Below are 12202 nucleotides of genomic sequence, written 5' to 3'. Positions count from 1 at the left end.
CCCCCCCCCCCCCCCCCCCCCCCCCCCCCCCCCCCCCCCCCCCCCCCCCCCCCCCCCCCCCCCCCCCCCCCCCCCCCCCCCCCCCCCCCCCCCCCCCCCCCCCCCCCCCCCCCCCCTGCCCGACCCGCAGCTGGCCCTGGCGGCCCTGGCCGACGCCGACTTCGTGGTCAGCCTCGAGCTGTTCCCGAGCGCGGTCGCCGAGTACGCCGACGTCGTCCTCCCGGTGGCCGCCGCGCCGGAGAAGGCCGGTGGCTACCTGGACTGGGAGGGCCGGCTGCGGTCCTTCGACGCCACGCTGCACGGCACCGGCCAGCTGCCCGACGGCCGCGTGCTGCAGGGGCTGGCCGACGAGCTCGACGTCGACCTGCGGCTGCCCGCGCCCGAGGTGGCCCGCGCCGAGCTCGCCGCGCTCGGCGCCCTCGCCGTCCGGCCCGAGGTCACCGGCCTGGACGTCGCCCCGCCGGCGGACCCGCCGCTGGCCGAGGACGAGGCGGTGCTGGCCTCCTGGCGGCAGCTGCTCGACGTCGGCACGCTGCAGCGGGACGAGCCCGAGCTGGCCGGCACCGCCCGCCCGGCGGTCGTCCGGGTCGGCAAGGACGTCGCCCGCCGGCTGGGCCTGGCCGACGGCGACCCGCTCACCGTCTGCGGCGCGATGGGGGAGGTCACCCTGCCCGTGCTCGTCACCGAGATGCCCGACCAGGTGGTCTGGCTGCCGATGCGCTCACCCGGCAGTGAGGTCAGGACCTCACTCGGCACACCCCCCGGCGGCGTCGTCCGCCTCGCGACCGTTCCTGGACCCACCCCTGCCACCCCGACGGGAGGGGCCTCGTGACCGTGCTGGCGGCGGAGAACCAGCCCACCCTGGCCGACTTCGGGCACGACGTCTGGTGGATCGTGCTCATCAAGATCGTCGGCGTCTTCGTCGTCCTGGTGCTGATGACGCTGTTCGCGATCGTCTTCGAGCGCAAGGTCGTCGCCCGGATGCAGCAGCGGATCGGCCCCAACCGGGTCGGCCCCCGCGGCTACCTGCAGAGCCTCGCCGACGGGCTGAAGCTGGCGTTCAAGGAAGACATCATGCCGGCGCTCGCGGACAAGCCGGTCTACTTCCTGGCCCCGGTCATCGCCGCGATCCCGGCATTCCTGGCCTTCTCGGTGATCCCGCTGGGCCCGACGGTGAGCATCTTCGGCCAGCGCACCCCGCTGCAGCTGACCGACGCCCCCATCGGTGTCCTGGTCGTGCTCGCCTGCTCGGCGATGGGCGTCTACGGCATCGTGCTCGCCGGCTGGGCCTCCGGCTCGACCTACCCGCTGCTGGGCAGCCTGCGCAGCGCCGCGCAGATGGTGAGCTACGAGATCGCGATGGGGCTGTCGATCGTCGCGGTGTTCCTCTACGCCGGCTCGATGTCGACCTCGGAGATCGTCGCCGCCCAGGCCGACGGCACCCAGCTGTCCTTCTTCGGGCTGGAGTTCACCGGACCCGGCTGGTACGCGATCCTGCTGCCGGTCTCCTTCGTCATCTACTGCGTCGCCGTGGTGGGCGAGACCAACCGCGCCCCGTTCGACCTGCCCGAGGCCGAGAGCGAGCTGGTCGGCGGCTTCCACACCGAGTACTCGTCGCTGAAGTTCGCGCTGTTCTTCCTCGCCGAGTACATCAACATGGTCACCGTCTCGGCGCTGGCCGCGACGCTGTTCCTCGGCGGCTGGCGGGCACCGTGGCCGCTGTCGATCTGGGACGGCGCCAACAGCGGCTGGTGGCCGCTGCTGTGGTTCTTCCTCAAGGTCGTCGTCGCGCTGTTCGTCTTCATCTGGCTGCGCGGCACGCTGCCCCGGCTCCGCTACGACCAGTTCATGCGCTTCGGCTGGAAGGTGCTGGTGCCGACGGCGCTGGTCTGGATCCTCGCCGTCGCGACGATGCGCACCGTGGCCCGCGAGGCGGACCTGTCCACCGGCCAGGTGGCGCTGTTCGTCGGCGTCCCCATCGCGCTGCTGGTCCTCGCCGGGCTGCTCGTGGCCAGCCGGGTGAGCAACCGCGACACCCGCATCGCGGCCACCAAGGCCGCCGCGGGGTCGATCCACCCGACCGACGCCGAGCCGGAGGTGCTGCCGCCGACCGGGCCGCGGCGCCGCCCGGCCGGCGGTCCCAGCCGCGCCGAGGGCGGCTTCCCCGTCCCGCCCATGGACCTGGCAGTGCCGCCGTCCCCACGGCTGCGCAGCCGGGACACCGTCGCCGCCGGCGGGGTCGTCAGCACCGGGCGGCGGGGCGCCCGCACCGGAGAGGAGGACGGCGATGCCTGAGCAGAACCCGTCCGCGGACGGCAGCGAGAAGGGCCTGGCCCAGGCCGCCCGCGGCGAGCTCGCGCGCCGCGACGGGGACGCGGGCCCGGTCAAGCGGTCCAGCCGGCTGCCCGGCCCGGCCCAGGGCTTCGGGGTCACCTTCGCGCAGATCTTCCGCAAGGTGACCACCGAGGAGTACCCGTACGTGCCCAAGGTGACCAAGCCGCGCTACCACGGGCGGCACGTGCTCAACCGGCACCCCGACGGGCTGGAGAAGTGCGTCGGGTGCGAACTGTGCGCCTGGGCCTGCCCGGCCGACGCCATCTACGTCGAGGGCGGCGACAACACCGAGGACGCCCGCTACTCACCGGGCGAGCGGTACGGGCGCGTCTACCAGATCAACTACCTGCGCTGCATCTTCTGCGGGTTGTGCATCGAGGCCTGCCCCACCCGCTCGCTGACGATGAGCAACGACTTCGAACTCGCCGACGACAACCGGCAGGACCTGATCTACACCAAGGAGCAGCTCATGGCCCCGCTCCTGCCCGGCATGGAGGCACCGCCGCACCCCATGCGCCTGGGGGACGACGAGCGCGACTACTACGTCCGGACGCCGGACCCGGCATCGCCGGCCGAGCCCGTCACCGAGGAGCGGGTGTGAGCGCGCTGGCCGCGGCCGCCGACGGGGGCGTGCAGATCGGCACCGGCGAGGCCGTCGTCTTCTGGATCCTCGGCCCGATCGCGGTGGCCGGCGCGCTCGGCATGGTGCTCTCGCGCAACGCCGTCCACTCGGCGCTGTGGCTGGTCAACACCATGCTGGCGCTGGGCGTCTTCTACGTCGTCCAGGAGGCGCCGTTCCTCGGTGCGGTGCAGATCATCGTCTACACCGGCGCGATCATGATCCTCTTCCTGTTCGTCCTCATGCTGGTCGGCCGGGACTCCTCCGACTCGGTCGTGGAGACCCTGCGCGGGCAGCGGGTGGCCGCGATCGTGCTCGGCATCGGGTTCGCCGGGCTGGTCGGCGCCGGCATCGCCCGGGCCACCCAGGACCTCCCGCTCGTCGGGCTCGCGGCGGTGCAGGGCGGCGACACCAGCAACATCGAGGTGGTCGCCCAGGTCCTGTTCACCCGGTACCTGCTGGCGTTCGAGGTCACCAGCGCGCTGCTCATCACCGCCGCGGTCGGCGCCATGGTGCTGGCGCACATCGAGCGGGAGCCCGGCAGCCGCCGCACGCAGAAGGAGCTCTCCCGGGCGCGGTTCCTCACCGACCGGCCGCAGACCCTGCCCGGGCCCGGCGTCTACGCCCGGGCCAACTCCGTGGCCGCCCCGGCGCTGCTGCCCGACGGCCGGCCGGCCGAGGACAGCTTCGCCACCGGCATCGACCCCCAGGAGGTCGAGCAGATGCCCCGTCCCACCGGCCGGGCGGAGCTCGGCAGCCCCGACGCGGCGCTCGGCACGCTCGACCCGGCACCGGAGGAGCGGCCGTGAGCCCCGCGAACTACCTGGTGCTGGCCGCGATCCTGTTCACCATCGGCGCGGTCGGGGTGCTGGTGCGACGCAACGCCATCGTCGTGTTCATGTGCATCGAGCTGATGCTCAACTCGGTGAACCTCACGCTGGTCACCTTCGCGCGGGCCGGCGGCACCGTCGACGGCCAGATCATGGCGTTCTTCGTCATGGTCGTCGCCGCGGCCGAGGTCGTCGTCGGCCTCGCGATCATCATGTCGATCTACCGGACCCGCCGGTCGGCGTCGGTCGACGACGCCAACCTGCTCAAGTACTGAGAACGGGGACCGGTCGATGGAAACTGTGCCCGCCGACGGGCTGCTCTCCGCGTCCTGGCTGCTGATCGCGCTGCCGCTTGCCGGTGCCGCCGTGCTGCTGCTCGGCGGGCGCCGCACCGACCGCTGGGGCCACCTGCTGGGCGTGGCCACGGTGGTCGTGGCGTTCGTCATCGGCCTGGTCTGCACCTTCCAGCTCGACGGGCGCGCGGTGAGCGTCGACCTGTTCACCTTCGTCTCGGCCGGCTCGCTGGACGTCAGCGCCGGCCTGCTCTACGACCCGCTGTCCGCGGCGTTCGTGCTGCTGATCACCGGCGTGGGCGCGCTCATCCACGTCTACTCGGTCGGGTACATGGCGCACGACCCCGGCCGCCGCCGGTTCTTCGCCTACCTCAACCTGTTCGTCGCGGCGATGCTGCTGCTGGTCCTCGGCAACAACTTCGTGATGCTCTACGTGGGCTGGGAGGGCGTCGGCCTGGCGTCGTACCTGCTCATCGCCTTCTGGTACACCCGCCCGTCGGCGGCGACCGCGGCGAAGAAGGCGTTCATCATGAACCGGGTCGGCGACGTCGGCCTGGCGCTGGCGATCTTCCTGATGTTCGCCCAGCTGGGCACGGTCAGCTACGAGGGCGTCTTCGGCGCCGTCGGCACGCTGGCCGGTGGCACGGTCACCGCACTCGGCCTGCTGCTGCTGCTCGGCGCGTGTGGCAAGTCCGGCCAGTTCCCGCTGCAGGCGTGGCTGCCGGACGCGATGGAGGGCCCGACCCCGGTCTCGGCGCTCATCCACGCCGCGACCATGGTCACCGCCGGCGTCTACCTCATCGCCCGCTGCGCCCCGATCTACGACGAGACGGCGACCGCCCGCGCCGTCGTGCTCGCCGTCGGCGCGATCACGCTGACGATCGGCGCGATCGCCGGCTGCGCGCAGGACGACATCAAGAAGGTGCTCGCCTACTCGACGGTCAGCCAGATCGGCTACATGTTCCTGGCCGTCGGGCTGGGCCCGGTCGGCTACGTCGCGGGCCTGGCGCACCTGTTCACCCACGGTTTCTTCAAGGCCGGGCTGTTCCTCGGCGCCGGGTCGGTCATGCACGCCATGAACGACTCGGTGGACATGCGCCGCTTCGGCGGGCTGGCCTCCCGGATGCGGACCACCTTCATCACCTTCGGGCTGGGCTACCTCGCCCTGATCGGCTTCCCGTTCCTGTCCGGCTTCTACACCAAGGACGCGATCATCGAGGCCGCCTTCGACCGCGGCGACGGCTGGGGCTACCTGCTGGGCACGGTGGCGATCCTGGCGGCCGGGCTCACCGCCTTCTACATGACCCGGCTGATGCTGATGACCTTCTTCGGCCGGCCGCGGTGGGAGGAGGGCGTCCACCCGCACGAGGCGCCGCCGGTCATGACCGTGCCGATGGTCGTGCTGGCCGTCGGCTCGGTCGTCGCCGGGTTCCTGCTGGTGGTGGCCTTCCCGCTGGAGGAGTGGTTCGCGCCGGTGTTCGGTGAGCCCGAGGTCGCCGAACACGTGGTCGCGCCACTGCTGGTGAGCGTGTTCGTGACGCTCGCGATGCTGCTCGGTGTCGGCGCCGCGTGGCTGTTCGTCGGCCGCCGCGAGGTCCCGGTGACCGCGCCGGCGCGCGTCGCCCTGCCCGTCCGGGCCGCCCGCCACGCGCTGTACGCCGACACGGTCAACGAGTCGCTGTTCATGCGGCCCGGCCAGTGGCTGACCCGCGCGCTGGTCTTCGTCGACAACCGCGGGGTGGACGGCGCGGTGAACGGGCTGGCCGCGACGCTGGGCGGCTCGTCGTCCCGGCTCGGCCGCACGCAGACCGGCTTCGTGCGCTCCTACGCCCTGTCGATGCTGGGCGGCGCGGTCGTCGTCGCCGGCGCGCTGCTGGCGGTGACGGCCGGATGAGCCGCTCCACCCTCCTGCCGCCGGGCGGGAGCGATCGGCAGGGGTTCCCCACGGACCGAGAGGCGACGTCGTGACCGACTTCCCGTGGCTGCTGGCGATGATCGTCGTGCCCGCGGCCGGGGCGGCCGTCGTCGCCGCCCTGCCCAAGGGCCGCGACGACCTCGCCAAGCAGGTCGCGCTCGGCGTCAGCGGCCTGGTGCTCCTGCTGGCCGTCCTGGCCACGGTGGCCTTCGACACCGCGGGCCCGCGGTTCCAGCTGACGACGTCGGTCCCCTGGATCCCGGACTTCGGCGTCGACTTCGCCCTCGGCGTCGACGGCATCGCGTTGGTCATGCTGCTGCTCATCGGCGTCCTGGTGCCGGTGGTCGTGGTCGCCTCGTGGCGGGACACCCCGACCACCCGGCGCTCCATGCGCACCTTCTTCGCCTGGCTGCTGCTGCTCGAGGCGCTGCTGGTCGGCGTCTTCGCCGCCACCGACGTCTTCCTCTTCTACGTCTTCTTCGAGGCGATGCTGGTCCCGATGTACTTCCTGATCGGCAGCTTCGGCGGGCCGCGACGGCAGTACGCGGCGGTCAAGTTCTTCCTCTACAGCCTGGTCGGCGGCCTGGTCATGCTGGCCGCGGTGATCGGGCTGTACGTGGTGAGCAACAGCCAGCTGGGGGAGGGGACGTTCGCCTTCGACGCGCTGCGCCAGCTCGAGATCGACCCGGGCGTGCAGAAGCTGCTGTTCCTCGGCTTCTTCGTCGCCTTCGCGATCAAGGCGCCGCTGGTGCCCTTCCACACCTGGCTGCCCGACTCCGGTGCCGAGGCCCCCATCGGCGGCGCGGTGCTGCTGGTCGGCGTCCTGGACAAGGTCGGCACCTTCGGGTTCATCCGGTACTGCCTGCCGCTGTTCCCCGACGCGTCGCGGGACCTCGCCCCGCTGGTCCTCGTGCTCGCCGTCGTCGGCATCCTCTACGCCGCGCTGCTGGCGATGGGCCAGTCGGACATGAAGCGGCTGGTGTCCTACACCTCGATCGCCCACTTCGGCTTCATCGCGCTGGGCATCTTCGCCTTCACCACCGAGGCGGCCACCGGCGCGGTGCTCTACATGGTCAACCACGGCATCGCGACCGGGCTGCTGTTCCTGGTGGTCGGCATGCTGATCGCCCGCGGCGGCTCCCGGCTGATCGGCGACTACGGCGGCGTCGCCGCGCAGGCGCCCCTGCTGGCCGGCGTGTTCCTCGTGGCGGGCCTGGCCACGCTGTCGCTGCCGGGCACGAACAGCTTCGTCAGCGAGCTCCTCGTGCTGATCGGGTCGTTCCCGGAGCTCCCCGCCTACACGGTGCTGGCGACCGTCGGCATCATCCTGGCCGCCCTGTACGTGCTGCTCATGTACCAGCGCACCATGCACGGCCCGCCCCGCGGTGTGCTCCTCGAGCCCTCGGGGACGACGGCGACCCCGGCCGAGGGCGGGGGCACCGCCACCCTGACCGCCCCGGCGCCGGCGCCGGCGCGGCTGCGGGTGCGCGACCTGTCCCGCCGGGAGCTGGCCGTGGCCGCGCCGATGGTCGCGCTGATCATCGCGCTCGGCGTCTACCCGCAGCCGCTGCTCGACCTCATCGAACCCGCGGTCGCCGCGACGATGAGCGACGTCGGCGCGGACCCCGCCGGCGTGCAGCCGGCCACCACCGACGGGGGGAACTGATGATGGTCAGCGCGGTGGACGCGATCCAGGCGCCGAGCCTGTCGATGGGCGCCCTCACGCCGCTGCTGCTCGTGTTCGGGGCCGCCTGCGTCGGGGTCCTGGTCGAGGCGTTCGCCCCGCGGGAGGTCCGCCACCCGGTGCAGGTCGCCGTCGCCCTCCTCGGCACCGTCGGCGGCCTGGTGACCAGCCTGCTGCTCGCCGGGTCGCGGGAGGTCACCGCCGGTGGCGCGCTCGCCGTCGACGGCCCGGCGGTCTTCCTGATGGCCACCATCGCCGGGTTCGGGGCGCTGTCGATCCTGCTGTTCGCCGAGCGCTCGCTGGACCCGGCCGGCTCGGCGTTCGTCGCGGCCGCCGCGGTGCCCGCGGGCAGCCCCCGCGACCGCGAGCTGATGACCGCCCCGCGGGTGCAGACCGAGGTCTACCCGCTGGCCACCTTCGCCGTCGGCGGCATGATGCTGTTCGTCGCGTCGAACGATCTGCTCATCATGTTCGTCGCGCTCGAGGTGCTCAGCCTGCCGCTCTACCTGATGAGCGGGCTGGCCCGCCGCCGCCGGCTGCTCTCCCAGGAGGCGGCGCTCAAGTACTTCCTCCTGGGCGCGTTCGCCTCGGCGTTCTTCCTCTACGGCCTGGCCCTGGTCTACGGCGCCACCGGCAGCGTGCGGCTCTCCGACATCCGGGCGGCGGCCGCGGCGAGTGGCAGCGACGTGCTGTTGGTCCTGGGCCTTGCGCTGCTGATCGTGGGGCTGCTGTTCAAGGCCAGCGTGGCGCCGTTCCACTCCTGGACGCCGGACGTCTACCAGGGCGCCCCGACGCCGGTCACCGCGTTCATGGGTGCCTGCACCAAGGTCGCCGCGTTCGGTGCCATCCTCCGGCTGCTCTACGTGGCCTTCGGTACCAGCGAGTGGACCTGGCGGCCGATCGTGTACGGCATCGCCATCGTCTCGATGGTCGTCGGCGCCGTCCTCGGCCTCACCCAGACCGACCTCAAGCGGATGTTGGCGTACTCCTCCATCGCGCACGCGGGCTTCCTGCTCACCGGCGTGATCGGCTACGGCGGCGGCGCGGCCGGCACCGACTCCGGGCTGGGCGCGACGATGTTCTACCTGCTGGCCTACGGCCTGACCACGCTCGGGGTCTTCGCCCTGCTGACGCTGGTCCGGGACGGTGACGGCGAGGCGACGTACCTGGCCAAGTGGGCGGGGCTCGGCCGGCGCTCGCCGCTGATCGCCGCCGTCATGACCCTGTTCCTCCTGGCGCTGGCGGGGATCCCGCTCACCAGCGGGTTCACCGCCAAGTTCGCCGTGTTCCGGGCCGCGATCGACGACGGCGCGTGGCCGCTGGTCGTGGTGGCGCTGCTGACCAGCGCGGTGGCGGCGTTCTTCTACCTGCGGGTCATCGTCCTCATGTACTTCTCCGAGCCGGCTGCCGACGGCCCGACCGTCGGGGTGCCCGGGCTGCCCACCACCATCGTGCTCGCCGTGACCGTCACGGCCACGCTGGTGCTGGGGATCGTGCCCGGGGCGGTGCTCGACATGGCCGAGCAGGCGGCTATCTTCGTCGGTTGATGACCGGAGCCAGCGCCGCCGTCGACGGGGACACCCCGGTCGAGACCTGGCAGCGGATCTCGACCCCCGCCTCGACGATCGGGCCGTGGTTGCCCGAGGGGGACCTCGGCCCGCGCCTCGCCGAGGGGCTGGCACGTGTCGAGGAGGCCCTGCTCACCGCCGTCGACAGCGAGCACCCGTTCATCTCCGAGGCCGCCGGGCACCTGGTGGCCGCCGGGGGCAAGCGATTCCGGCCGCTGCTGGCCCTGCTGGCCGCCGAGCTCGGGGACCCCCGCGCTCCCGGCGTGACCGAGGCGGCGGTCGTCTGCGAGCTCACCCACCTGGCGACGCTCTACCACGACGACGTCATGGACGAGGCCGCCGTCCGCCGGGGGGCGCCCAGCGCCAACAGCCGGTGGTCCAACAGCATCGCCATCCTCACCGGCGACCTCCTCTTCGCCCGCGCCTCCGACCTGCTGGCCGACCTCGGCCCCGAGGCGGTGCGGATCCAGGCGCGCACCTTCGAGCGGCTGGTGACCGGCCAGATCCTGGAGACCGTCGGCCCCCGCCCCGGCGCCGACCCGGTGGCCCACCACCTGCAGGTGCTGGCCGACAAGACCGGCTCGCTGGTGGCCACCTCGGCCCGCTTCGGCGCGTCCTTCGCCGGCGTGGGGGAGGACCTGGTGGCGGCGCTCACCGCCTTCGCCGAGGAGGTCGGGGTCGCCTTCCAGCTCTCCGACGACCTGCTCGACATCGTCAGCCAGGACGGCACCTCCGGGAAGGCGCCGGGCACCGACCTGCGCGAGGGCATCGCCACCCTGCCGGCGCTGTTCGCCCTGGCCGGCGACGACCCGGCCGAGGCACGGCTGCGCGAGCTGGTCTCCCGGCCGATCACCGACGACGCCGAGCACGCCGAGGCGCTCGCGCTGCTGCGCTCGTCGGCGAGCCTGCTGCGGGCCACCGGGGTGCTGCAGGAGTACGCCGACCGGGCCCGCGCCCGGCTGGCCGACGTCCCGGAGGGGCCGGTCCGCGACGCCCTCCGGGCGCTGTGCGACTACGTCGTGACGCGCACCAGCTGAGCTCTCCGGGCATGCTGGGCGGGTGCACGCCCGTCTGACCTGCATGGGGGCCGTCCTGCTGCTGGCCGCCTGCTCCGGGGGCGCGCCGGGCGACGAGCCGGCTCCGGCCTCCCCGCCGACGACGTCTCCTGGCAGCAGCACGCCGGCGTCCCCGACGGCGACCACGCCACCGGTCGTCCCAGCCCTCGACGTCACGGTGGTCGCCGACGGGCTGGACCACCCGTGGGACCTCGCGCAGGCCCCCGACGGGACGCTGCTGCTCGACGAGCGGGGCGGCGGGCTCACCGCCGTCCTGCCCGACGGCACCATCCAGGAGGTCGACGCCGACTTCGCCGACCTCTTCGCGCGCGGGGAGACCGGCCTGATGGGGCTGGTCCTCGATCCGGACTTCGCGAAGAACCGGCGCTTCTACACCTGCCAGGGGCGGCAGGAGGGCGACGACCGCTCCGTCGCGGTGGTCGCCTGGACGGTGGACGACGGCTGGCGCAGCGCCACCCGGGTCGCCGACCCCCTGCTCGGCGGGATCCCGGTCAACGAGCGCATCGGCCGGCACGGCGGCTGCCGGCTGCGCTTCGACACCACCGGCGCGCTCCTGGTCGGCACCGGCGACATCGCCGACCCGGACAACGCCCAGGACCTGGGGACCCTGGCCGGCAAGGTGCTGCGGATCGACCCCGCCACCGGGGAGGCGGCACCGGGCAACCCGTTCGCCGGTCGGCCGGGGGCCGAGCCGCGGGTGTGGACCTACGGGCACCGCAATGTCCAGGGGCTGGCGGTGCGCCCGGGGACCGGCCAGGTCTACGCCGCCGAGCACGGCCCCGACCGGGACGACGAGGTCACGCTGCTGCGAGCGGGCGGCAACGGCGGCTTCGCTCCCCACGGCCCCGGCTACGGCGAGTTCATCCCGATGACCGACCTGTCGCTGCCCGACGTCCTCCCCGCCACCTGGGCCTCCGGAGACCCGACCATCGCCTCCTCCGGCGCCACCTTCCTCGACGGCGACCGGTGGCAGGCCTACGAGGGCCTGCTGCTGCTCGGCGTCCTCAAGGGGCAGGGCGTCCTGGCGCTGCGGGTCGCGGACGACGGCGGGCTGCTCGAGCAGTTCCGGCTGCCCCAGTTCGAGGGCACGTACGGCCGGATCCGGACCGTGCAGCTCGGGAGCGACGGTGACCTGTACGTCACGACCGACAACGGGAACGGGAGCGATCAGATACTCCAGGTCGCGCCACGCGCCTGACGGATCCGCCGCCGTCGAGAGTTCCAGGTCACGGGGTTGTGACAAAAGTCATCGATTCGTAATGGTGGCCGACGTCAGAGTCCTACGGCCGCCAGCTCGGTCGCGCACGAAGGGGAATCTCCATGCGCCGCTCCCGACTGCTCCTCGCACTCCCCGCCGCCACGGCACTGGTGTTCACCGGCGTCGCGCCCGCCTGGGCCGGTGGTGACCACGACCACGGTGACGACGCCTGGGCCGAGGTCGTCAGCATCGACGACGAGGCGGAGCTGGGGGACGACGGCGACACGCTGGACGTCACGTTCACGTACAAGTGCGAGGACGACGACGACGACGACGAGATCTCGGCCGACGTGAAGTCCGAGAACGACAGCGAGTACAAGAAGGACGACGTCGACCTCGACTGCGACGGCGATGAGCACGACAAGACCGTCACCCTCGACAAGGAGAGCGACGACCCGGCCGAGGCCGGTGACTGGGTCGAGGTGACCGTCACCATCAGCGACGGCGACGACGAGCTGGACTCGGCGTCCGAGTGGGTCGAGGTCGTGGACGAGGACAACGGCGACAACGGCCACAACGGCGACAACGGCGACCACGACCACCACGACCACCACTGAACCGCCGGCCGTGAGGGGCTGACCTCACGCACCAACACGAGGGGCGCCCGGGAACCAGGTTCCCGGGC

At 72.9% G+C, this 12202-nt stretch carries 11 protein-coding genes; all 11 read left to right on the top strand.

Features of this window, described 5'->3' with window-relative positions; all coding sequences use genetic code 11:
• Nucleotides 1-115 precede the first annotated feature (115 nt).
• Nucleotides 116-832, top strand: a complete 717-nt coding sequence (locus tag ACI79D_RS24670) for a molybdopterin dinucleotide binding domain-containing protein (RefSeq protein ID WP_456921176.1) — start codon at nucleotides 116-118, stop codon at nucleotides 830-832.
• The gene (gene nuoH / locus ACI79D_RS24665; RefSeq protein WP_456921175.1) at nucleotides 829-2295 is read left to right on the top strand and encodes an NADH-quinone oxidoreductase subunit NuoH; all 1467 of its coding nucleotides are present in this window, start codon (nucleotides 829-831) and stop codon (nucleotides 2293-2295) included. Before ACI79D_RS24670 ends, nuoH begins: the two co-directional genes overlap by 4 nt.
• Complete coding sequence (nuoI, locus tag ACI79D_RS24660; protein ID WP_456921174.1) at nucleotides 2288-2935, top strand: NADH-quinone oxidoreductase subunit NuoI; 648 nt, start codon at nucleotides 2288-2290, stop codon at nucleotides 2933-2935. The genes nuoH and nuoI overlap by 8 nt, the downstream gene beginning before the upstream one ends.
• Entirely contained in the window at nucleotides 2932-3762 is an 831-nt protein-coding gene (locus ACI79D_RS24655) for an NADH-quinone oxidoreductase subunit J (RefSeq protein ID WP_456921173.1), read from the top strand. Before nuoI ends, ACI79D_RS24655 begins: the two co-directional genes overlap by 4 nt.
• Complete coding sequence (nuoK, locus tag ACI79D_RS24650) at nucleotides 3759-4058, top strand: NADH-quinone oxidoreductase subunit NuoK (RefSeq protein ID WP_456921172.1); 300 nt, start codon at nucleotides 3759-3761, stop codon at nucleotides 4056-4058. Before ACI79D_RS24655 ends, nuoK begins: the two co-directional genes overlap by 4 nt.
• Nucleotides 4059-4074: 16 nt before the next feature.
• A complete protein-coding gene (gene nuoL / locus ACI79D_RS24645) occupies nucleotides 4075-5970 on the top strand; it encodes an NADH-quinone oxidoreductase subunit L (RefSeq protein ID WP_456921171.1) in 1896 nt (631 codons plus the stop codon).
• A gap of 70 nt (nucleotides 5971-6040) precedes the next feature.
• Complete coding sequence (locus tag ACI79D_RS24640; RefSeq protein ID WP_456921170.1) at nucleotides 6041-7657, top strand: NADH-quinone oxidoreductase subunit M; 1617 nt, start codon at nucleotides 6041-6043, stop codon at nucleotides 7655-7657.
• Between the two features lie 14 nt (nucleotides 7658-7671).
• Nucleotides 7672-9222 carry an NADH-quinone oxidoreductase subunit NuoN gene (nuoN, locus tag ACI79D_RS24635; protein ID WP_456921169.1) on the top strand — a complete coding sequence of 517 codons (1551 nt, stop codon included), beginning with the start codon at nucleotides 7672-7674 and terminating at the stop codon, nucleotides 9220-9222.
• Nucleotides 9222-10280, top strand: coding sequence for a polyprenyl synthetase family protein (locus tag ACI79D_RS24630; RefSeq protein WP_456921168.1), 1059 nt, complete (start codon nucleotides 9222-9224; stop codon nucleotides 10278-10280). Before nuoN ends, ACI79D_RS24630 begins: the two co-directional genes overlap by 1 nt.
• A gap of 22 nt (nucleotides 10281-10302) precedes the next feature.
• Nucleotides 10303-11517, top strand: a complete 1215-nt coding sequence (locus ACI79D_RS24625; protein WP_456921167.1) for a PQQ-dependent sugar dehydrogenase — start codon at nucleotides 10303-10305, stop codon at nucleotides 11515-11517.
• 122 nt (nucleotides 11518-11639) lie between these two features.
• Complete coding sequence (locus ACI79D_RS24620) at nucleotides 11640-12134, top strand: hypothetical protein (RefSeq protein WP_456921166.1); 495 nt, start codon at nucleotides 11640-11642, stop codon at nucleotides 12132-12134.
• Nucleotides 12135-12202 lie beyond the last annotated feature (68 nt).

This window comes from Geodermatophilus sp. SYSU D00708 (genome assembly GCF_054050115.1).
This window is presented reverse-complemented; position numbering and strand designations above follow the sequence as displayed.

Bases quoted from the DNA above. Each gene is read 5' to 3' on its own strand.
- nuoI (WP_456921174.1), top strand. From the start codon at position 2,288: ATGCCTGAGCAGAACCCGTCCGCGGACGGCAGCGAGAAGGGCCTGGCC.
- nuoL (WP_456921171.1), top strand. From the start codon at position 4,075: ATGGAAACTGTGCCCGCCGACGGGCTGCTCTCCGCGTCCTGGCTGCTG.
- ACI79D_RS24630 (WP_456921168.1), top strand. From the start codon at position 9,222: ATGACCGGAGCCAGCGCCGCCGTCGACGGGGACACCCCGGTCGAGACC.
- ACI79D_RS24620 (WP_456921166.1), top strand. From the start codon at position 11,640: ATGCGCCGCTCCCGACTGCTCCTCGCACTCCCCGCCGCCACGGCACTG.